The following is a 21,066-nucleotide window of genomic DNA, read 5'->3' on the forward strand; positions in this document are numbered from 1 at the left end:
ATCTTCCCATTATTTATTTGTTACTTGAAAGCGTTCTGCAAGGATTTGAAAAAGCGTTTGGAGCAGCTCGGCACGATGACCCAGCACTCGCACTATTATTCCCGATTCATTCAGGAGTGATGCACCGACCAACATATTTTTTTGTTCGGAAATCAGGGCGTGAATATCTTGTAAAATCCCTTTTAATTCGACCGCACTTTTACTCAAGTTTAAGTAAATCAGTGATCCTTGATGTGAATAATCTTCCATTTGGCTTAGAGCGGTCAGATTCATTTGAGCAGGCAGCCATTGGATACAATCGGATACCAGAGGACGTTTTTTTCCCTCATTTTGTAAGGCATAAATTTTTAAATGTGAAGAGAACTGACGAAATGTAAAACGCTCCTCGTTTAACACCCGCCCGATAGCAATAATTTCACCGTAAATCAGCTCGCTATTCTCCCGCATTTCTATTGTGGTTTTTTGTTTGAATGCCGAATCTTTATGCAGCACTAAAGGGTGGGGCAAATAAAATAAACGGCTTTGTTCGGCAAGCTGAATGTGGGTGATTTGCTCGGCACTATCGCCTTCATTCATCGCTTGTACACGGGTGAAAGCTTGCGTGTTGAGCGAAAGTGCGGTCAATTTTGCCAAAGAAATTTGAATATCCAGCAGATCGCCCGCCAACACGCCGGGAGAGGAGGACATCTGCATCGCATTTAATCCGTTCAACCAAGTGGCGGAATAATTCGGCAAGGTCATTACTTTAAAGGGAGGTGTTGCAAAGTATTCCGCAAGTTGAGTCGTGCCATTGGAAGACAGTTTTGTGGAAAGTTTAAGTTTACTATTCATTAGCGTACCAAACTTTGTGGGTCATCGATATTTTTCAATAAAGCATATTTTTCAATCCAACCAATCACGCCGTCTAGGTTTTCATTTTTCATTAGGTTAGTGAAAATAAAGGGTTGTCCGTTTCGCATACGGCGTGCGTCTCGTTCCATCACACCAAGATCTGCTCCAACAAAGGGCGCAAGGTCGGTTTTGTTGATCACTAATAAGTCTGATCGGGTAATACCCGGCCCCCCTTTACGAGGAATTTTCTCGCCTTGAGCCACGTCAATAACGAAAATCGTTACATCGGCTAAATCGGGGCTAAAGGTGGCAGAAAGATTATCACCGCCTGATTCAATAAAGACGATTTCTAAATCAGGGAAACGTGCGACCATTTCATCGACCGCTTCTAAATTCATCGAAGCATCTTCACGGATTGCCGTGTGCGGACAACCGCCTGTTTCAACGCCCATAATCCGTTCCGCTGGAAGCAAACTGTTCTTGGTTAAAAATTCCGCGTCTTCTTGGGTGTAAATGTCGTTAGTGATAACGGCTACGCTATATTTGTTAGCAATTTCCCGAGTTAAACGTTCGATTAAAGCGGTTTTTCCCGCCCCCACAGGGCCTGCTACTCCGATTTTAATGTAGTTACGCATTTTTTATTCCTCTTTAGATTCATTATGTTCTGCCCAATTTTCCAACAATAAGCCATCAATTCGCTGAAATTCCGTATCATTGCTGACTAGAATCGCCTTTAAAGATAAGGCGTGAGCCGCAATCCATAAATCATTCGCTCCAATCATTTTGCCCGAACGTTCCAAAATATGACGTTGCTCGGCATAATGAGGAATGATCATTTTGTCAGGGCATAACACAGGTACAACTTGTGTTAATGCTTCAAGGCGTGCTATCGCTTGCTGTGGTTTACTGCTCTTATACGTACCAAAAAGTAACTCTGCATAGGTGATATAACTCATTGCAATGTGATCACTTTTTGGAATGCTTGCCACTTTTTGAGCAATATGTATAGGCTTATTTTTGATGATATAGATACAAATATTGGTATCTAGTAGATAAGTCGTCATCAAAAAGCCTCACGTTCTTGAATGGGTAAATTTTCTCGTTTTTCTACCGCTTCGATAAATGCTTCATCAAAGCCCGAAAAGGCTTCTAAAAAAGCCGTGCCATTGTGACAAGCAGGTTTGGGACTTAATAGTAAACTACCGTCTGCCATTGGTGTGATTTCAACCGTATCCGTATCCAAACGATAAATCGCAGGAATACGCACCGCTTGAGAATTACCACTTTGAAAAACTTTGGTTAGCATTTTTTCCCCCTTGATGTATAAACAAAATCATTCTTTGTATATATTCTAAGACATATACAACCGACTATAAAGGGTTTCGTGTTGCATTGAGCGAATATCGCTTGCCAATGTTGCTGCTCCGAGCCATTGCGGATCAGGATTAAGACTATTTTCGACCGCACTTGCAATCGGCTCTCGCAAGCCAAACAGGATATCCTGCCCGTCCATTTGGCTTAATGGCACAAGTTTCACCCCGTTAGTGATTACACCGACTGCCGCATTATAGTAAAAGGCATAGAGTGTTTCCGCCTTATCAAGTTTCATCGCTTGCGCCACCATTGCAAAGACGATGGGAAAGAAGCCTTTCGCTTGATTTTGGCTGATGGCTTGTTGAAATTTTACCAGTAACGGGTTGGTTTCATAGCGGATAAAAATCTTGAGCAATCGAACGCCTAATTTATAACTGCCCTCACGGCTTTCTCGGGCAATTTTTGTGGCGGCTAAATCTTGATCCAATTCAATCAAACGGGCTAAATTGTCCGTAGCCATTGCCTCAAAGGCAAGGGATAAATATGCCCCGTCATTGTAAATCCAATTTTGCAACAGTTGAGTTTGAACATATTCTTTAAGGTTTGCTTTACTGTTTATTACCCCTTGTTGAACAAAGGTTTCCAAACCATTGGAATGGTTGAAACCACCGATAGGCAAGGTGGGATCAACAAGATGCAATAACGCACCGAGCTGTGTTAATGCTTGTGCCACAATCCATCTCCGTGGTGGTGATAGTCGTGATGATCATGTGAGTGGCTATGGGAATGCCCGTGTCCCTGTGCCGAATTGGCGCGCAAGGCTTGGCTTAAACGGCGTTCTGCTTTTTGCGGCTCAAATCCTGCAGCTTGTAACCATTCAAACATCGGTTTGTCATAGGGCAGGGTGATTTCATCACCGTCTAAAAACAGAGGTGAATGTTTATTGCCGATTTCATAGCACGCCCGAGCCATTTCGGGCAAGGTTTTAGGCGAGAGAACAATCACCTCACTTGGCAAGATTTCAATCGCAATCACAAGTTTATCACTGATAAACACCACGTCATCGTGCTTTAAACGTTGTCCTTCTTTAAGCAGACGAAAAGCGACTTCACGCCCTGTATTTGTCGTTTTACGTAGAATATTTCGCTCGCTTTCATACCAATGTAATGCCACGTGTTCTATTGTTTGATGGGTAATTTTCCCTTCTGTGCGGAGCTCGGCTAAATTGCCTAGAATGGTATCCATTATAGGAAGAATCGGGTTGATGATTTTCATATTTTTTCGTTATTCTGGGATCTAAAATTGAATTGATTTAAAACTTGTTGGAAATTGACCGCACTTTAGTGCTCTTTACAAGACCATTCGGTTACAACTAATTTGATTACTACAATTTTTTGTAACTCCTGCTTTTCAAATTGCCAGTTGCTTTTCTGAGTGTAATTTGCCATTAAGCATTGCAAAGCAGCGATTTTTTCTTCCTCATTGTCAATAATGGAAATTTCACCTTTCCCCATAATACTTTGATATAAAAAGGAATAATGGCAAGCGATATCTGCTTTTACAATGCTGTGTTTGCGATCCATTTCAAAGGCGGCAATAGGAGTTTGTTGAATTAAATCTATTTTTTTACCTTTTACAAAGCCGTGGAAATAGAGTGTAAGTTTCTCATTCTCAGTTGTAAAACCAAAGTTTAATGGCACGATATAAACACTTTCATTATCACGCAAACCTAAACGACAAACATCACATTGCGCCATAATTTCCAACATTTGGTTGTAGTCGGTTATAGCTCGATCTCGGCGACGAATTTTGGGATTCTTCATCTTTATTTCCTTGTTATCACTAAGCAGCTAAATTAGTAATTTTTAAATTTAGCCGCTTTTAGTCGGCGGAATTTATTGAATTTTTAAGGCTAACCGGTCAACTTAGAACATAAAATACCTTTGCGCCAACGGGACTTTTTCTGCCGGTTCGCAGGTGATTAATTCACCGTCCACACGTACTTCATAACGTTCCGGATCTACGGTGATTTCAGGGGTTGCATTGTTATGCACTAAATCTTTTTTCCCGATATTGCGGCAGTTTTTGACGGCAATCAGTTCTTTGTGTAAGCCGTATTTTGTTTGAATATCGGCTTGTTTTGCCGCTTCTGAAACGAATAATACGGCAGTTTGGGCTGTTGCCGCCCCTTGGTTGCCGAACATTGGGCGATAGAATACGGGCTGCGGTGTAGGAATTGAGGCGTTCGGATCGCCCATTTTGGCGTAACTGATAAGCCCTTTTTTGATAATGGTCTCTGGTTTTACCCCAAAGAACATAGGTTTCCATAATACGATATCGGCAATTTTTCCCACTTCAAGTGAACCGATGTGCTCGGAAATACCATGCGCGATGGCGGGATTAATAGTGTATTTGGCGATATAACGTTTAATGCGGAAATTATCATTCCCTTCTGAGCCTAATTTACCACGTTGTGCTTTCATTTTATCTGCGGTTTGCCATGTTCGCGTAACCACTTCGCCGATACGTCCCATTGCTTGTGAGTCGGAACTCATTATTGAGAATACACCCATATCGTGCAAAATATCTTCTGCTGCAATGGTTTCAGGGCGAATGCGGCTATCGGCAAATGCTACATCTTCCGGTACGCATTTATCCAAATGATGGCAAACCATTAGCATATCCAAATGTTCGTCAATGGTATTCACGGTGAACGGACGGGTTGGATTAGTGGAAGCGGGGAGCACATTGGCATACATTGCCGCTTTGATAATATCGGGTGCGTGTCCACCGCCTGCACCTTCGGTGTGGAAGGTATGAATAACGCGTCCGTCAATGGCTTTCATCGTGTCTTCTAAAAAACCGCTTTCGTTAAGGGTATCGGTGTGGATTGCCACTTGTACGTCCATTTCGTCCGCCACTTTTAGGGCTGCATCAATTACTGCCGGTGTTGCGCCCCAGTCCTCGTGGATCTTTAAGCCTAATGCGCCGGCACGGATTTGTTCTCTTAAGGGTTCTCGGGTAGAACAGTTACCTTTGCCGAAAAAGCCCACATTTACAGGTAATGCTTCCGCCGCTTGGAACATACGTTGTAAGTTCCAAGCACCGGGAGTACAAGTGGTGGCGTGTGTGCCGTCTGCCGGTCCTGTACCGCCACCGATAAGTGTCGTTGTACCGCTTTCAATGGCGTGCTGTGCCTGTTGCGGACAGATAAAGTGAATATGCGTGTCGATTGCGCCGGCGGTGGCAATTAAATTTGTGCCGTTATGAACCTCAGTGCTTGCACCGATAACCATATTTGGCGTTACTCCGTCCATTGTGTCCGGATTACCCGCTTGACCGATGCCGACGATACGACCGTCACGAACACCAATATCTGCTTTAATAATGCCGAGTTTTGCGTCAATAATCATCACGTTGGTGATCGCAAGATCCAATACGTTCGGATTATCGCGGGTTGCCGTGCCGGATTGCGCCATTCCGTCACGCACCGATTTGCCGCCACCGAATTTGCATTCATCACCTTTGGTTAATAAATCTTGTTCAATCGTCGCCCATAAATCGGTATCTCCTAAACGAACACTATCGCCGACTGTCGGGCCATAAGTTGCAACATACTGGGCTCTTGGAATTACTAATGCCATTTTTTCCCCTTATTATAATTTTCCGTCAATTTTGTTATGGAAACCATAAATCACTTGTTCTCCGCCAAATGCTACCAGCTCTATCGTTTTGGCTTCACCCGGTTCAAAACGTACTGCATTGCCGGAAGGCACATTTAAACGCATACCGCGTGCTAAAGTGCGGTCAAATTCAAGGGCATTATTGGTTTCAAAAAAGTGATAGTGTGAACCGACTTGAATCGGTCGATCGCCTTTGTTCACTACGTCAATTTTCACGGTTTTTCGCCCCACATTGGCGTGAATATCACCGTTTGCTAATTTGTATTCTCCGGGGATCATTATTTAAATCCTTATGTTTAAGCTTTTTCTTTTTTCTTTCGTCCTGCAGGAGCGGAGAAAGAGCTGTTTTTCTCAATGCGTTATCAATTTTACCCTTCCCTTTAAACTCCTCTTACAAAAATAAGGGAGAATAGGGAACATTTTATCTAATCGGATGATGTACGGTAACTAATTTTGTACCGTCCGGAAAGGTCGCTTCAATTTGCACTTCGTGCACCATTTCAGGTATGCCTTCCATCACGTCATCAACGGTTAAAAGCGTTGCTCCATATTGCATCACTTCTGCCACGGTCATTCCATCGCGCGCTGCTTCTTGCAGATGACTGGCGATATAGGCGATTGCTTCCGGATAATTGAGTTTTACACCGCGCGCTTTACGTTTTGTAGCTAATTCACCGGCGAGGAAAAGCATCAATTTTTCTTGTTCTCTTGAGGTTAAGTGCATATTTACCTTCTTTTATTAGTATTATTTGGGATTAAATAGGTGAGTGAATGTTTTAGAGCTTAATTTGCTACGTTCGATTTTGTTTTTAAACCATAAAACAAACCAAGCAGAAATAATGAAGCCGATAGTATAAGTCGCAAGACCTGTTTGCGCTATAGTAAATTGAACAAAAATAGCGAGGATAATTCCGATAACGACATACATAAAATCGCGTAGTCGGTTACCGGCAAAGGCACAGGCTATTAGAATGGCGGAGAAACTATAAATACCGTTTGCGAGTTGATTCGGTTCTATTTTAAATAAACAAGCGGCGATAAACGGGCTGATAATGGTTGCTGTCATTCCCCAAATTGCTGCGATAGGAGAGCTAATCACAATGGCAATAAATAACAATAAGCCGGTGATTAAGCTTGATCCAAAGTTAACTTCTGCCCAAGCATAAAATGGTTGATTAATAGAATCCAATGTCGCAGTGTGATCGACAAGATTTGGTGTAGTTTGCGATAATCCAAATAATCCGATTTGTGCTACGCCCCAACAAAAAATCCAACAAGTCAGAACAAAAGGAAAAGTGTAAGCAATCCGATTTCTTTTGGTAAATTCACGCATAGTGAGTGTCGCAACAGTGGAATTCATCGCACCGAGAAAGAAGATAAGCGGAGAAGTACCGTTTAATCCGAATGTGAACATTGTGCACATAAAAGCAAGTGCGGCATTGAAACCATATAAACCTTGTTTAATTTCATTTTCCGGATAGTGGCGTATGATGGCAATTACTGTGCCGATAATTGAACCCAGTAAGCAGCCGACAGCAAGTGTCCAATGACTAAAAAACATCGCAATAAAAATAATAAGCCCCGATAATCCGTTTTCTTGTAAAAAAATTTGCCCGATTCCGACGAGAACAATTTTTATAAATTGCATAAAGCCTCCCTCTGAAAAGACAAGCCGAATATAAAAAGATAAATTCTAAAATAGTTTAGATTTGATTGGATAATGTTTGAATATCTATTCATCTACTCAATTATTTCTAAAATTAACCTCATTTATTGTGAAAAATAAAAGCGCATATACGATGCGCTTTTAATAGTGAGAATGAAGTTAAGCATTAAAGCACTTTTACAATGCTTTCACAGAGATAACGAATGTTGTCTTCTGTTATCCCTGCCACATTAATACGACCTGAGCGCACTGCGTAAATTGCAAATTCTTCTTTTAAGCGATCAACCTGTTCACCGGTTAAACCACTAAAGGAGAACATGCCGTTTTGTTCAATGATGAAGCCGAAATCCTGCTGCGCACCGTATTCTTTAAGAAGTTGTACAAATAAATGACGCATTTTTTTGATGCGTTCACGCATTTCAGTGAGTTCATCTTCCCAAGATTGACGAAGTGTCGCATCGCTTAATACCTGAACGACAGTTGCCGCACCATGTGATGCCGGATTGGAGTAAAGCGTGCGAATAATGGATTTCACTTGCGTTAATGCGGTTGTTGCAATATCGGAATCAGCGGCAACTAAAGTAAACGCACCCACACGTTCATTATATAAGCCGAAGTTTTTTGAGAATGAACTTGCGACTAACAATTCTTTATGATTTTCCGCAAAGGTACGCAAACCGATCGCATCTTCATTTAAACCGTTTGCTAAACCTTGATAAGCAAAGTCGAATAACGGCAACCAACCGTTTTGTGCAGAAAGCTCGGCAAGTTGTTTCCACTGTTCCGGTGTCGGGTCAATACCTGTCGGGTTATGGCAACAACCGTGAAGTAACACAACATCCCCTTCACCGGCATTGCTTAAATCAGCGATAAGGTTATCCCAATCAAGAGCTTTGTTTTCCGCATCATAATAACGGTATTCACGAATTGTCATTCCCACGGCATTGAAGATAGCATTGTGGTTTGGCCAAGTCGGTGTGCTAATCCACACATTTTGCGCTTTAGTTTGACGCTTTATAAATTCCGCCGCAATACGTAAAGCACCTGTTCCGCCAAGGCTTTGTACGGTTTTCGCACGGTGATTTTTCACGATTTCACTACTTGCGCCGAATAACAATTCTTGAGTTAAGCGATTGTATTCGGCAATGCCGTCAATCGTGAGGTAATTTTTGGTATTTTCTTTATCAAGTAAGCGTTTTTCCGCCTCTTTGACTGCTCGCATAATCGGCGTTGCACCTTGGGCATCTTTATAAACCCCGATACCGAGGTTGATTTTATTCACACGGGTTTCAGATTTGAATGCTTCGCCTAAGCCGAGAATCGGATCGGCAGGGGCGGCTTTAATGTTTTCAAACATAGCGTTTTCCTTTTTTGATGTGTGTAAGTCGGCTAATTTATACTGCAAGCATTTATGTTTAGCAAGTAAAAACACTGTAAAAATGAACCGCACTTTAGCGTTTTATAAATTACATCAAAAAGTGCGGTTAAAAATGAATTTATTTTAATTTATCGCCCACCCAGTGTAATCCTGATTGATAATCTGTCGGCAATTCATTACTCAGTTTTTCTAGTTGTTGAACGAGTACGGATTTATCCGGATGGGAAAGATTAATATGCCCGACTTTGCGTCCTGCTCTTACTTCTTTACCATACCAGTGAAGTTGTGCGAAAGGCGTGTTGAGCCATTTCTCATTGTGCTCCGTACCGATTAAGTTCACCATCACACTTGGTGCAACGATGTTTAACTCCGGTGTCGGCAAGTCAAGTAAGGCTCGCAAATGGAGTTCAAATTGACTGACTGTGCAGCCGAGTTGGGTCCAGTGTCCGCTGTTGTGTACGCGTGGTGCGAGTTCGTTAATCAACAGTTGTTCTCCTACGACAAAACATTCCATTGCCATTACACCCACATAGCCGAGTTTATCCATAATTTTCCCCAACATTGTCTCAGCTTGTTTTTGTAGTACGGACTGTTGCGGAAAATCGGTATCTACCACGCTATAGCGCAAAATACCGTTTTGTTGGAGGTTATGCGTAACCGGATAAAAACGTTTTTCACCATTTCTAAAACGTGCACCGACGATGGAGACTTCATAATCAAAGGGGATGAATTTTTCGGCAATCACTTCTCCAAACAAATCATTGGCAATATCTTCTTTATTATCGTTGTTAATGATCCATTGACCCCGTCCGTCATAACCCCCTGTACGGCGTTTTACGACAACTTTCTCTCCCACATTTTGGAATACTTGCTGCCATTGCGCTTTATCTTCCAATAAACACCAAGGTGATGTGGAAAGTTTCAGTTCATCTAACAAGGATTTTTGTGTAAAGCGATCCGCCAGTAAGCCGAAAATAGCTTGATTGGCGAAATTTTTGTGATGACCGAGTAATTCAGTTAAAGGCGTTTTTTCCCAACGCTCGATTTCAGCGGTAATCACCGCATTTTGCGGTAAATCGAATACAGGCGCATTGAAGGCTAAAGGTTCAACTTGAATATCTAAAGGCGCACCGGCATAGCGAAGCATTCTGCCTAATTGACCATTGCCGAGTACATAAACGGTAGGGTAGAGAGACGATTTTTGCATGGGATTTCTCATAAAAAATAATCGAAAAAATAACGGTATCATGTATCAGTTGCACAAAGAGAATTTTATATCCGATATTTCTCGGGGGGAGGGGCGTATTGCATACGCCCTGATAAGCCCTCTTACGGAATTGGGCGTATGCAATATGGCCCTACAATCCATTTCATCATTAAACCCGCTATCGGTGCGTTACGGCTTCGCCTAACGACACCCTACGATGATTTGTGCAACCGCTACATAATACTGAAAAACAACCGCACTTTTACTTTTAAAGTGCGGTCAGATTTGAAAAGGTTTTATATCCTCGGATCGGGGTTATCCAGTACGCTTTTGGTTTGTTTTTCACGGAAAGTTTGCAAACGTGAAAGCAATTCGTGATCCCAAGCGGCCAGAATTTGTGCCGCAAGCAATCCGGCATTGGCAGCACCGGCAGGGCCAATCGCCAATGTGCCGACCGGAATCCCTTTCGGCATTTGCACGATAGAATAGAGGCTATCCACACCGCTTAGCATAGAACTTTTCACCGGAACGCCAAGTACCGGTACAAGGGTTTTTGCTGCAATCATACCCGGTAAATGTGCTGCTCCGCCTGCGCCGGCAATAATCACTTTATAACCGTTTTGCTGTGCATTTTCGGCAAAAGTAAAGAGTTTATCCGGTGTGCGATGGGCGGAAACGACTTCAACGTGATAAGACACGTTGAGTTCATCTAAAATTTGAGTTGCCTCTTGCATGGTTGTCCAATCGCTTTTTGAACCCATAACAATGGCAATTTTTGCTTGTGTTGCAGACATTTTTTGCTCTCACATAAAACTAAAAAACGCTGCGTAGAATAGCATAATTCGGCAAAGTTAAGCAAACGTTTGCTCAATTGTTTTAATGGAAAATATCATTGCAAGTTTCACCGTAAAATCATATCCTAAGCGCAGTTTTTTCCTGAGACAAAGGGCAAGTTATGTTAGCCAAGGCAAAGTATAGAAAAGATTATAAACAACCCGATTTTACCGTAACGGATATTTATTTGGACGTTCACTTAGATCCGCAACGTACGGTGGTGACGGCAACCACACAATTTAAGCGTTTAAACAACGAAGCGACACACTTACGTTTAGACGGTCATAGTTTTCAATTTTCTTCCATTAAATTTAACGGTGAACCTTTCACTGCCTATCAACAAGATAGCGAAGGCTTAACTTTAGATTTAACAGCCAAAAGTGCGGTTGAATTTTCACTTGAAATTGTGACGATTTTAATTCCCGCAGAAAACACCTCATTACAAGGTTTATATCAATCCGGCGAAGGTGTTTGCACGCAATGTGAGGCGGAGGGATTTCGTCAAATCACCTATATGTTGGATCGTCCCGATGTTTTGGCGCGTTACACCACCAAAATCACGGCGGATAAAGCCAAATATCCGTATTTACTTTCTAACGGCAACCGTATTGCCGAAGGAGATTTAGAAGACGGTCGTCATTGGGTTGAATGGAATGATCCTTTCCCGAAACCGAGCTACTTATTTGCATTAGTCGCAGGCGATTTTGATCTTTTACAAGATAAATTCATCACCAAGAGCGGAAAGGAAGTCGCCTTAGAACTTTATGTGGATCGTGGCAACTTGGATCGTGCCGGTTGGGCGATGGAAAGTTTGAAAAAAGCGATGAAATGGGATGAAGATCGGTTTAATCTCGAATACGATTTAGATATTTATATGATCGTTGCCGTAGATTTTTTCAATATGGGAGCAATGGAAAATAAAGGATTGAATATTTTTAATTCTAAATTTGTATTGGCTAATCCGCAAACGGCAACCGATGATGATTATCATGCCATTGAAAGCGTGATTGCGCACGAATATTTTCACAACTGGACGGGTAATCGCATAACCTGTCGGGATTGGTTTCAATTAAGTTTAAAAGAAGGCTTAACCGTATTCCGTGATCAAGAATTTTCATCAGATACCGGCTCACGTGCGGTGAATCGTATCAACAATGTAAAATTTTTGCGTACGACTCAATTTGCTGAAGACGCAGGCCCAATGGCACACCCGATTCGCCCGGAAAAAGTGATTGAAATGAATAATTTCTATACCGTGACCGTGTATGAAAAAGGGGCGGAAGTGATCCGTATGTTGCATACTTTATTGGGGGAACAAGGTTTCCAAAAAGGAATGGCATTGTATATCGCGGAAAATGATGGAAAAGCGGCAACTTGTGAAGATTTTGTTTCAGCAATGGAACGGGCGAATGATCTTGATTTAACCCAATTCCGCCGTTGGTATAGCCAATCCGGCACGCCGGAACTGCTGATTAGTGATGCTTATGACGAGCAAACCCGCACTTATCGCCTCACCGTTTCACAATCTACACCGCCGACTGCAGATCAAATGGAAAAAGTGAATTTACACATTCCGCTTAAAATAGCGTTATATGCGCAAGACGGCACAAAACAAATGTTACAGCATAATGGTGAGCCTTTAAGCTGCGTGTTGAATATCACGGAAAAAGATCAAGAATTTGAGTTTCATGGCATTTACGGTCGTCCGGTTCCGGCATTATTGGCAGATTTTTCTGCACCGGTAAAATTAGATTATGATTACACCACCGAACAACTTCTCACATTGTTAAAGTTTGCCGAAAATGCCTTTGTGCGTTGGGATGCGGCACAAACATTATTTACTAATGAATTACGGCGCAACGTGAGCCATTTCCAGCAAGGTGAGGAATTTGAAATTTCACCGCAAATTTTAACCGCACTTTCACAAGTTTTGGAAAACTATGAAAGCGATATTGAACTTTCAACATTAATTCTCACCTTACCTCGTGATATTGAATTTGCCGAAAATTTCAAAACCATCGATCCGGACGGCATTGTGGTAGCTCGTGAATTTATGTTGCGCACTATTGCGGAATTTTTAAAAGATCAATTGCTTAAAACTTATAACCATATCCGTTTGGAAGATTATCGTGTAACTCAACAAGATATCGCCTTACGTGCAATGCGCAACCTTTGTTTGAGCTATCTGGCTTACACATCGCTTGGTAATAATATGGTACATAAGCACTACAATGCGGCGCATAATATGACGGATACACTTGCCGCTCTGACTGCCGCAACAAAAGCCGCATTACCGTGCCGTGATACTTTACTCGCCGATTTTGAACAAAAATGGCAACAAGACGGTTTGGTGATGGACAAGTGGTTTGCTTTACAAGCGACACGCCCTGATGAGAATGTGTTGGAGATCGTGAATCAGCTTATGGATCACCCAAGTTTCAATTTCAACAATCCGAACAGGTTGCGTTCACTGGTGGGGAGCTTTGCAAACCAAAATCTTAAAGCTTTCCATGAAATCAGTGGCTCGGGTTATCGTTTTTTAACGGATGTATTAATTCGCTTAAACGATAGCAACCCGCAAGTTGCTGCACGATTGATCGAACCTTTAATTCGCTTCGCCCGCTATGATGCTCAACGCCAAACCTTAATGAAACGGGCATTAGAACGTTTGACTGCCGTTGAAAATCTTTCCAAAGATTTATTTGAGAAAATCGATAAGGCACTGCGGTAGGAAAGTAATAGAAAACCACACAAAGTGCGGTTGATTTTGACCGAACTTTTTTACAGTCAACTATCCTGAGAGATAAACGAGTATGTATAAATTATTCCGTCAATGTATTTTCCAAATGGATGCGGAAAATGCACATAATTTCACCATTCAATGTTTAAAATTTGCCGGTCATCCTTTGTTTCAGCCGCTTTTGAGATCGTTGCTTTCTCCCCCTAAAGGTGTGGAAAAAACCGTGATGGGGGTGCATTTTCCGAATCCGATCGGGCTAGCGGCAGGTGCAGATAAAAACGGTGATGCCATTGATGGCTTTGGCGCACTTGGTTTTGGCTTTGTGGAAGTGGGAACGGTAACGCCTTTGGCGCAGGACGGCAATGCGAGACCTCGTCAATTTCGATTAATTGAAGCGGAGGGGATTATTAATCGGAATGGGTTTAATAATAACGGCATTGATTATTTGATCGAAAATGTGAAGAAAGCGCGTTATCGCGGTGTGATTGGCATTAATATCGGTAAAAATAAGCAAACACCGTTAGAACACGGCAAAGACGATTATATTTTCTGTTTGAATAAGGCGTACAACTATGCCGGTTATATTACGGTGAATATTTCATCACCGAATACGCCGGATTTACGCCGTTTGCAATATGGCGATTATTTTGACGATCTGTTGCAAAGCATTAAAGCCCGTCAGGCGATTTTGGCGGATCAATATAATAAATATGTGCCGATAGCGGTGAAGATTGCACCCGATTTGTCTGAGGAAGAATTAGTGCAAATTGCCGATGCTTTGGTTCGTCATAAAATGGACGGTGTGATTGCAACCAATACTACCATTTCCCGTGATACGGTTGCCGGTTTAAAAAATGCGGAGCAGCAGGGGGGATTAAGCGGTAAGCCGTTGCAACACAAAAGTACGGCAATTATCAAACGTTTATATGAAGAATTGAAGGGACAAATTCCGATTATTGGCAGCGGCGGCATTGACGGCGTGCAAAATGCACAAGAAAAAATAGCAGCAGGAGCGGAATTATTACAGGTTTATTCGGGTTTGATTTATCACGGGCCGAAATTAGTCAAAGAATTAGTAAAACAGATTAAATAATGACAAAAATATACGATTTACATTGTCACAGCAGTGCCTCAGACGGCATTCTTAGTCCAAGGGAAGTGGTGCAGCGTGCGGCAGAGCAGGGTGTGAATGTGTTGGCATTATGCGATCACGATACGGTTGCCGGCATTGATGAAGCCAAAATCGCCGCAGATGAATTAGGGGTTGAATTGATTGTCGGCGTGGAAATTTCGACCGATTGGGAAGGACGAGGCATTCATATTGTGGGGTTAAATTTCGATAAAACCCACCCGGAAATGACCGCACTTTTAGCCAACCAAAAAGCCTTGCGTGAGAAAAGAGCGGTCGAAATCGGCAAAAAATTAGAGAAAGCCGGTGTGCCGAATGCTTATGAGGGAGCAAAGTCATTGGCTGATGGTGAGGTAACCCGCGCCCATTATGCTCGCTATTTGGTGCAAATCGGCAAAGTATCCAATGACGGGCAAGCATTTAAACGCTATTTAGGGCAAGGGAAATCCGCATTTGTAAAAGCCGAATGGACAGATATTCCCACCGCCATTGATACCATTCATAAAGCAGGCGGCATTGCCCTGATTGCCCACCCGCTACGTTATAATATGACGGGAAAATGGGTGCGCAGACTAATGACGGATTTCAAAAATTGGGGCGGTGATGGAATGGAAGTCGCCGACTGCGGACAAACGAAAGATCAACGCCAACTACTTGCCCGCTGGGCGAGAGAGTTTGAATTTGTCGGCTCGGTCGGATCGGATTTTCATTTCCCTTGCGGTTGGGTTGAATTAGGAAAAAATTTAGTGTTACCGGACGATGTAAAAGCGGTTTGGGAATTGTTTTAGATCGTTTTTTGTTTATTTTGTGATAATGCTGGAAAAAAAGGGGGGAATTTTACTTCCCCTTTTAAATTGACTAAGATTTATTGAAATTCCGCACGCAGTTTTTTCGTTACTTCAATCATTACTTTTAATTGCTCAATGGTTTCTGACCAACCACGGGTTTTTAAACCGCAATCAGGGTTTACCCATAAGCGTTCTTTCGGTACGACTTTTAGTGCTTTGCGAAGTAAATGTTCGATTTCTTCTGCTTTTGGCACACGTGGGCTATGAATGTCATACACGCCCGGTCCAATGTCGTTCGGGTAATTGAAATCGGCAAAGGCAGTGAGTAATTCCATATCCGAACGAGAAGTTTCAATGGTAATCACATCTGCATCTAAGCTTGCAATCGCCGGTAAAATGTCGTTGAATTCCGAATAGCACATATGGGTGTGAATTTGTGTGTCATCTTGTATGCCCATATAACTTAAGCGGAATGCTTCGCCCGCCCATTGTAAGTAATTTTCCCAATCTGCCCGTTTTAGCGGTAAACCTTCGCGGATAGCAGGTTCATCAATTTGAATGATTTTAATGCCTGCGGCTTCAAGATCTAATACTTCGTCAGAAAGTGCTACACCGATTTGTTTACACACGGTTGAGCGTGGAATATCATTCCGTACAAAAGACCATTGAAGAATGGTAACGGGGCCTGTGAGCATTCCTTTCATCGGCTTTGGAGTGAGTCTTTGGGCGTATTGCGACCAACGAACCGTCATTGGTTCAGGTCGTACGACATCACCATAAATGATAGGCGGTTTCACGCAGCGTGAACCGTAACTTTGTACCCATCCGAATTTTGTGAATGCAAACCCTTCTAGTAACTCGCCGAAATATTCCACCATATCGTTGCGCTCGGCTTCGCCGTGTACCAATACGTCAAGATCAAGTTTTTCTTGTTCGCGAACCACAAATTCGATCTCTTTTTTCATTGCATTTTCGTAGTCTTCGACACTTAAATCACCTTTTTTAAATGCAGCGCGTGCCAAGCGAATTTCTTTGGTTTGCGGAAATGAACCGATATTGGTAGTTGGGAAGAGTGGCAGATTTAACCACGCATTTTGTTTGGCAATACGTTCTGCAAACGGCGATTTACGTTGATCGGCGTTTGCTGGTAAATTCGCTAATCGTGCTGCGACTTCAGGACGATGAATATCCGTGCTATTTGTGCGACTTTCTACCGCTTGTAGATTGGCGGCCAATTCTGCTTGGATTGCAGAGCGACCTTGTTCAAGTGCGGTTTTAATCAGGCGCAATTCTTCCACTTTTTGTAATGTGAATGCTAACCAGTTATAAAGCTCGGGTTTATTGGTTTGGAGTTGTGTTTCTATTGCTAAATCGTAAGGGGTATGGAGCAAGGAGCAGCTCGGCGCAATCCATAAACGCTCGCCCAATGTTGTTTTTAGTGGTTCAAGTATATCAAGCACTTGGGTTAAATTCGCCCGCCAAATATTGCGACCGTCAATAATACCGGCAGAAATCACTTTGGCGTAATCTTGAAATGCGGCAATTTGCTCCGGAGCACGTACAAGATCCAAGTGTAAACCGTCAACAGGCAAGGATTTTAATAAGTCGGCGTGTTCTGTCACAGAACCGAAATAGGTTGCAAGCAAGATTTTCGCACTGACTTTGCTTAATTCGGTATAGACGCTGTGATAAGCCTCAATCCATTCTGTTGGTAAATCTACCGCAAGTGCAGGTTCATCAATTTGAATCCATTCAACGCCTTCTGCGGCAAGTGAATTTAAAATATCGACATAAACAGGGATTAATTTCGCCAATAAATCGAAGCGGTTAAAAGATTGCCCTTTTTCTTTTCCTAACCAAAGGAATGTTAATGGGCCGACAATCGTCAGTTTCACATTTAAACCTAATGCTTTCGCTTCACGAATTTGTCGCACATAGTGGGTCGGATTGGCTTTAAATTCGGTGTTGATTTGGAATTCCGGCACCAAGTAGTGATAGTTGGTATCAAACCATTTGGTCATTTCAATCGCAAATTGGGATTGGTTACCGCGTGCCAGTTGGAAATATTGATCTAATGTTAAATTTTGGCTATCAAATCCAAAACGACTTGGAATTGCCCCTGTCGCCACTTGCAAATCCAAGATGTGATCGTAGAAAGTAAAATCGCCTACCGCCACATAATCCGCATTTGCTTCTGCTTGATGTTTCCAGTTTTTTTCACGCAATGCTTTTGCTAAATCCAGCAAATCTTGTTCTGCTAACTCGCCACGCCAATAACGTTCTTGAGCAAATTTTAGTTCGCGCTTTGCGCCGATACGTGGAAAACCTAAAAGGTGGAATGTTGTCATGTATTATACTCCTATGCTTTTTTAAAGTAGACGGCTAAGCGTCTGAGGTAAAAGCATAATGCCGATATTCTTTTTATTATGCAAGGTCATAAAATTCAGATTAATTATGAATTAAATTAATGTTATATTGGAATTTGACCGCACTTTTAATCAAAGTGCGGTTAGAAATGCAACTAATCTTAAGATAAAATCTAGTGAATGGTAGGTAATCTAAAGAAAGTTATTAATTGAACTGTGGGTTGTATAATTTTGAGAATTAGAGACTTTGATATTTTATCTGGAAGTAATAACCCACCTCACCACAAACAATTCCTGAACCGAGCTTTGCTGTGTTAGACGATTTTTCATTTTTTGTAATAAAATGCAGTGTTCGTTTTCTAATTCATCTTCTTTATCTTCTCGCTCATTGCGTAAACGGCGGAGTCTGCGGTTGATTTTGCCAATTTTTTCTTCCCATTCAATTTGTTCTTGCACCGATTGAACCTGATTCGCTTGGTTTTCGGCTTGGCGTTTTTCGATTTTTGCATTGTCAATTTCTTCACCGAGTGCCTCAATCAAATCATCAAAGTAAGCACGCAGTCGGATCATTTCTTGTTTAAGTAGCAGATCATTTTTCGTAGTGGCTTGATGAATAGCACTGTCAATACGGACTTGTGAATTTTCGGATAAAGTAAGCGGGGGCATTTTTTCACTATGTTGCACATTTGCGGGCAATTCAAATAATTTCACACAAAATGCTTGATCGAGCCATTCCCCTTGGTCGGTACAAGCAGTAAAAATCAACTGTTCTTGAGTTTGGCTTTCTGATTGAATAATCAATTTATCTAATTTTAGCCAACCGGTTTGTCCTACCCGTTCTTCCACCAGACTTAATTTGCCTTGCTTTTGGCTTAAGTTAAAATGCAAAGTCTGAATAGGCGTATGTAAATCTAGCCCTTGTTTGATACACCATTCACCCAAAGGACTGTTTAAACGGTGTCGGTGGTAATGCTCACCTTCTTTTTCGCTTAAGCGATAGCGTCCCATCACTGCATCAGAAATCGGGGATTGTTTTAAGATAAAGCGGTAATCCTGTTCATCAAATTGAGCATAATCAGCCAGTATAACTCGGCTAAGTTGCCAAAAATAACGCTGGATTAAGCTTAAACGTTGCTTAACTTCGTTTTCACATAACTTTAAACGTTCCCGCACTTCTTCATCAAAATGGTTAAATAATTTTTCTTGGGTTTCGGCAAGGGTATGTTTAATTTCACTTTCCAGTTCCACTTGTAATTGATTAAAGGCATTTTCAATTTCTTTTGCAGTACGACATCGATCATAAATCGTCAAAATACGGCTTTCAAAATCAACTCCTGATTCAATTCGGCCTAAAATTTCGTCTGATGCCCCAAATACATCATTGAACAGTCTAAATTTTTCGGTAAGCAGTTGTAGCACTCGTTGATCAGCCAGATTACGTTGATTAAGCATATTGATCACCACGACATCAAATTTTTGTCCGTAGCGATGGCAACGCCCAATTCTCTGTTCAATCCGTTGTGGATTCCAAGGTAAATCATAGTTAATAAGTAATGAGCAAAATTGCAGGTTTACCCCTTCAGCTCCGGCTTCTGTGGCGACCATAATTTGTGCATTATCCCGAAAATGCTCAATTAAGGCAGTACGTTTATCCACTTGGGCAGAACCTGTGATTTTGTTGCTTCCTTGATTTTCTTTAAGCCATTGTTGATAAATCTGGTTGGTAAGTTCACCCGTGTTTGAACCATTGAAGCCGACCACATTTTCGGCATAACCGTTTTGTGTTAAAAAATCGAGCAAATATTGCTGGGTACGAACTGATTCAGTAAAAATAATCGCTTTTTGTGAAGCTCCTAACTCTTTCATTTTGGCAAAGCCTTGTTCTAAGGCAGTCAATAACGCCAAAATTTTGCTGTCTTTTTGTAGGGCATTGGCTTGCTTAATAAAGCGATCTAATTCCTTAATTTCTGATTGAAGGGCGGTTATATCTAGGTTATCTGCTTTTTCTTGCTCAAAATCTTCCTCAAATTCCTCCGTCAGATAATCTTCAAATTCCTCATCGGCTAGCCAGTTTTTATCAAGTGAAATAGGTTGATGACTTTGTTGCATTTTCACTAAGCGAGCTTTAATCGTTTCCAACGTTCCTATGATAGCAAGCGGGCTAGATGCTAATAATTTTCGCAAAATTAAGCCGGTCAAATGTCGTTGCTGTTTTGGCAACGCATAAGAGTGAGGGCGAGATAAAAAGGCGGAAACTGCATTATACAAATCTTGTTCTGCCTGTGTTGGCTCGAAGGATTGGGTAATGGTTTGTCGCTTAGTGTATTTAATATATTCCAACACATCTTGACGTAAAGTACGTTGTACAAAGGGGGTTAAGCGTGTTTTAAGTTCAGGAATATCGCCATTTTTGTTGAAATACTTGTTAAATTGTTTTTTATCTCCGAATAAATGTTCGTCAAGTAAGAGCGAAATTCCAAATAAATCTAAAGGGGAATTTTGTAATGGGGTGGCAGAAAGCAGTAATTTTTTTCGCCCATTAAATGCTTTTCGCAAGGCTTGCCCGATTTTATTGCTTTTTTGATGTGTGTTACGAAGATTATGTACCTCGTCAATCACCAAGCAATCCCATACTTCCCCCGTGAATAAGCTCTCGTATTGCCTAATAAATTGATAAGAAACGACAAAAATCTGTTTGTTACGATATTCGTTGAAAAAGAGCGCTGGAGATAAGCGGGTATTTTTGATTACTTTTTTATCCACCACCATTGCAGGCAAGTTAAATTTATCCGCTAACTCATTTGCCCATTGTTTACGCAATGCCGCAGGGCAAACCACCAATAACTGGCGTTTACGTTCCGCCCAAAGTTGGCACAGTACCAATGATGCTTCAATGGTTTTTCCTAATCCCACCTCATCGGCTAGTAGCACTCCCTGTTGGAGAGGATTTTTTAAGGCAAATAATGCAGCTTCAATTTGGTGTGGATTAAGCTCTACTTTGGCATCCAGCAAGGCTTGTGATAAACGGCTCGGATCGTCCGAGCCACTGTGGCAGCTAAGTTCATTAGCAAAATATTTAGCGTGATGAGCCGTGTAACAAGCGGTTAAATTTGATGAATAATTTGCCATT

General features: G+C 41.8%; 19 protein-coding genes. 3 read left to right on the forward strand and 16 right to left on the reverse strand.

Going from position 1 to position 21,066, the window contains the following annotated elements:
• Positions 1-9: 9 nt before the first annotated feature.
• From HEMROJRC1_RS10525 to purE, 14 genes are all read right to left on the reverse strand, one after another.
• Positions 10-831: an urease accessory protein UreD gene (locus HEMROJRC1_RS10525; protein ID WP_226692865.1), complete on the reverse strand. Its 822-nt coding sequence runs from the start codon at positions 829-831 to the stop codon at positions 10-12.
• Positions 831-1,466: an urease accessory protein UreG gene (gene ureG / locus HEMROJRC1_RS10530; protein ID WP_226692866.1), complete on the reverse strand. Its 636-nt coding sequence runs from the start codon at positions 1,464-1,466 to the stop codon at positions 831-833. Before ureG ends, HEMROJRC1_RS10525 begins: the two co-directional genes overlap by 1 nt.
• Positions 1,467-1,469: 3 nt before the next feature.
• Positions 1,470-1,895, reverse strand: coding sequence for a type II toxin-antitoxin system VapC family toxin (locus tag HEMROJRC1_RS10535; protein ID WP_226692867.1), 426 nt, complete (start codon positions 1,893-1,895; stop codon positions 1,470-1,472).
• Complete coding sequence (locus tag HEMROJRC1_RS10540) at positions 1,895-2,137, reverse strand: antitoxin (RefSeq protein ID WP_226692868.1); 243 nt, start codon at positions 2,135-2,137, stop codon at positions 1,895-1,897. The genes HEMROJRC1_RS10535 and HEMROJRC1_RS10540 overlap by 1 nt, the downstream gene beginning before the upstream one ends.
• Positions 2,138-2,182: 45 nt before the next feature.
• Positions 2,183-2,878, reverse strand: a complete 696-nt coding sequence (locus HEMROJRC1_RS10545; RefSeq protein WP_226692869.1) for an urease accessory protein UreF — start codon at positions 2,876-2,878, stop codon at positions 2,183-2,185.
• A complete protein-coding gene (gene ureE, locus HEMROJRC1_RS10550) occupies positions 2,863-3,420 on the reverse strand; it encodes an urease accessory protein UreE (RefSeq protein WP_226692870.1) in 558 nt (185 codons plus the stop codon). Before ureE ends, HEMROJRC1_RS10545 begins: the two co-directional genes overlap by 16 nt.
• A gap of 65 nt (positions 3,421-3,485) precedes the next feature.
• Positions 3,486-3,968, reverse strand: a complete 483-nt coding sequence (locus tag HEMROJRC1_RS10555) for a pyridoxamine 5'-phosphate oxidase family protein (protein ID WP_226692871.1) — start codon at positions 3,966-3,968, stop codon at positions 3,486-3,488.
• A 102-nt stretch (positions 3,969-4,070) separates the two neighbouring features.
• Entirely contained in the window at positions 4,071-5,789 is a 1,719-nt protein-coding gene (ureC, locus tag HEMROJRC1_RS10560) for an urease subunit alpha (RefSeq protein ID WP_226692872.1), read from the reverse strand.
• A gap of 12 nt (positions 5,790-5,801) precedes the next feature.
• Entirely contained in the window at positions 5,802-6,107 is a 306-nt protein-coding gene (ureB, locus tag HEMROJRC1_RS10565) for an urease subunit beta (protein ID WP_226692873.1), read from the reverse strand.
• 142 nt (positions 6,108-6,249) lie between these two features.
• Entirely contained in the window at positions 6,250-6,552 is a 303-nt protein-coding gene (ureA, locus tag HEMROJRC1_RS10570) for an urease subunit gamma (RefSeq protein ID WP_226692874.1), read from the reverse strand.
• 21 nt (positions 6,553-6,573) lie between these two features.
• Positions 6,574-7,476, reverse strand: coding sequence for an urea transporter (locus HEMROJRC1_RS10575; RefSeq protein ID WP_226692875.1), 903 nt, complete (start codon positions 7,474-7,476; stop codon positions 6,574-6,576).
• Between the two features lie 184 nt (positions 7,477-7,660).
• Positions 7,661-8,851 (reverse strand): amino acid aminotransferase, encoded by a 1,191-nt coding sequence (locus HEMROJRC1_RS10580; RefSeq protein WP_226692876.1) that lies wholly within the window; start codon positions 8,849-8,851, stop codon positions 7,661-7,663.
• A 139-nt stretch (positions 8,852-8,990) separates the two neighbouring features.
• A complete protein-coding gene (gene purK / locus HEMROJRC1_RS10585) occupies positions 8,991-10,079 on the reverse strand; it encodes a 5-(carboxyamino)imidazole ribonucleotide synthase (protein ID WP_226692877.1) in 1,089 nt (362 codons plus the stop codon).
• 296 nt (positions 10,080-10,375) lie between these two features.
• Entirely contained in the window at positions 10,376-10,873 is a 498-nt protein-coding gene (purE, locus tag HEMROJRC1_RS10590; RefSeq protein ID WP_226692878.1) for a 5-(carboxyamino)imidazole ribonucleotide mutase, read from the reverse strand.
• A gap of 161 nt (positions 10,874-11,034) precedes the next feature.
• Here purE and pepN point away from each other — a divergent pair, with 161 nt between their 5' ends.
• The 3 genes from pepN (at position 11,035) to HEMROJRC1_RS10605 (ending at position 15,570) form a co-directional block, all read left to right on the forward strand.
• Positions 11,035-13,644, forward strand: coding sequence for an aminopeptidase N (gene pepN / locus HEMROJRC1_RS10595; RefSeq protein WP_226692879.1), 2,610 nt, complete (start codon positions 11,035-11,037; stop codon positions 13,642-13,644).
• A gap of 82 nt (positions 13,645-13,726) precedes the next feature.
• Complete coding sequence (gene pyrD, locus HEMROJRC1_RS10600) at positions 13,727-14,746, forward strand: quinone-dependent dihydroorotate dehydrogenase (RefSeq protein ID WP_226692880.1); 1,020 nt, start codon at positions 13,727-13,729, stop codon at positions 14,744-14,746.
• Positions 14,746-15,570: a PHP domain-containing protein gene (locus tag HEMROJRC1_RS10605; protein WP_226692881.1), complete on the forward strand. Its 825-nt coding sequence runs from the start codon at positions 14,746-14,748 to the stop codon at positions 15,568-15,570. The genes pyrD and HEMROJRC1_RS10605 overlap by 1 nt, the downstream gene beginning before the upstream one ends.
• Before the next feature lie 77 nt (positions 15,571-15,647).
• On the opposite strand, the gene metE is transcribed toward HEMROJRC1_RS10605, so the two are convergent.
• Positions 15,648-17,918, reverse strand: a complete 2,271-nt coding sequence (gene metE, locus HEMROJRC1_RS10610) for a 5-methyltetrahydropteroyltriglutamate--homocysteine S-methyltransferase (RefSeq protein ID WP_226692882.1) — start codon at positions 17,916-17,918, stop codon at positions 15,648-15,650.
• 273 nt (positions 17,919-18,191) lie between these two features.
• Positions 18,192-21,065, reverse strand: coding sequence for an SNF2-related protein (locus tag HEMROJRC1_RS10615; protein WP_226692883.1), 2,874 nt, complete (start codon positions 21,063-21,065; stop codon positions 18,192-18,194).
• Position 21,066 lies beyond the last annotated feature (1 nt).

The sequence above is a fragment of the Rodentibacter sp. JRC1 genome (assembly GCF_020521555.1).
Taxonomy (GTDB): Bacteria; Pseudomonadota; Gammaproteobacteria; order Enterobacterales; family Pasteurellaceae; genus Rodentibacter; species Rodentibacter abscessus.

Coding starts and splice junctions, on each gene's coding strand:
- ureA (WP_226692874.1), bottom strand. CDS start 6,552: ATGCACTTAACCTCAAGAGAACAAGAAAAATTGATGCTTTTCCTCGCC.
- ureB (WP_226692873.1), bottom strand. CDS start 6,107: ATGATCCCCGGAGAATACAAATTAGCAAACGGTGATATTCACGCCAAT.
- ureG (WP_226692866.1), bottom strand. CDS start 1,466: ATGCGTAACTACATTAAAATCGGAGTAGCAGGCCCTGTGGGGGCGGGA.
- HEMROJRC1_RS10525 (WP_226692865.1), bottom strand. CDS start 831: ATGAATAGTAAACTTAAACTTTCCACAAAACTGTCTTCCAATGGCACG.
- HEMROJRC1_RS10535 (WP_226692867.1), bottom strand. CDS start 1,895: ATGACGACTTATCTACTAGATACCAATATTTGTATCTATATCATCAAA.
- metE (WP_226692882.1), bottom strand. CDS start 17,918: ATGACAACATTCCACCTTTTAGGTTTTCCACGTATCGGCGCAAAGCGC.
- ureE (WP_226692870.1), bottom strand. CDS start 3,420: ATGAAAATCATCAACCCGATTCTTCCTATAATGGATACCATTCTAGGC.
- ureC (WP_226692872.1), bottom strand. CDS start 5,789: ATGGCATTAGTAATTCCAAGAGCCCAGTATGTTGCAACTTATGGCCCG.
- pepN (WP_226692879.1), top strand. CDS start 11,035: ATGTTAGCCAAGGCAAAGTATAGAAAAGATTATAAACAACCCGATTTT.
- pyrD (WP_226692880.1), top strand. CDS start 13,727: ATGTATAAATTATTCCGTCAATGTATTTTCCAAATGGATGCGGAAAAT.
- HEMROJRC1_RS10575 (WP_226692875.1), bottom strand. CDS start 7,476: ATGCAATTTATAAAAATTGTTCTCGTCGGAATCGGGCAAATTTTTTTA.
- HEMROJRC1_RS10540 (WP_226692868.1), bottom strand. CDS start 2,137: ATGCTAACCAAAGTTTTTCAAAGTGGTAATTCTCAAGCGGTGCGTATT.
- HEMROJRC1_RS10555 (WP_226692871.1), bottom strand. CDS start 3,968: ATGAAGAATCCCAAAATTCGTCGCCGAGATCGAGCTATAACCGACTAC.
- purK (WP_226692877.1), bottom strand. CDS start 10,079: ATGCAAAAATCGTCTCTCTACCCTACCGTTTATGTACTCGGCAATGGT.
- purE (WP_226692878.1), bottom strand. CDS start 10,873: ATGTCTGCAACACAAGCAAAAATTGCCATTGTTATGGGTTCAAAAAGC.
- HEMROJRC1_RS10615 (WP_226692883.1), bottom strand. CDS start 21,065: ATGGCAAATTATTCATCAAATTTAACCGCTTGTTACACGGCTCATCAC.
- HEMROJRC1_RS10580 (WP_226692876.1), bottom strand. CDS start 8,851: ATGTTTGAAAACATTAAAGCCGCCCCTGCCGATCCGATTCTCGGCTTA.
- HEMROJRC1_RS10605 (WP_226692881.1), top strand. CDS start 14,746: ATGACAAAAATATACGATTTACATTGTCACAGCAGTGCCTCAGACGGC.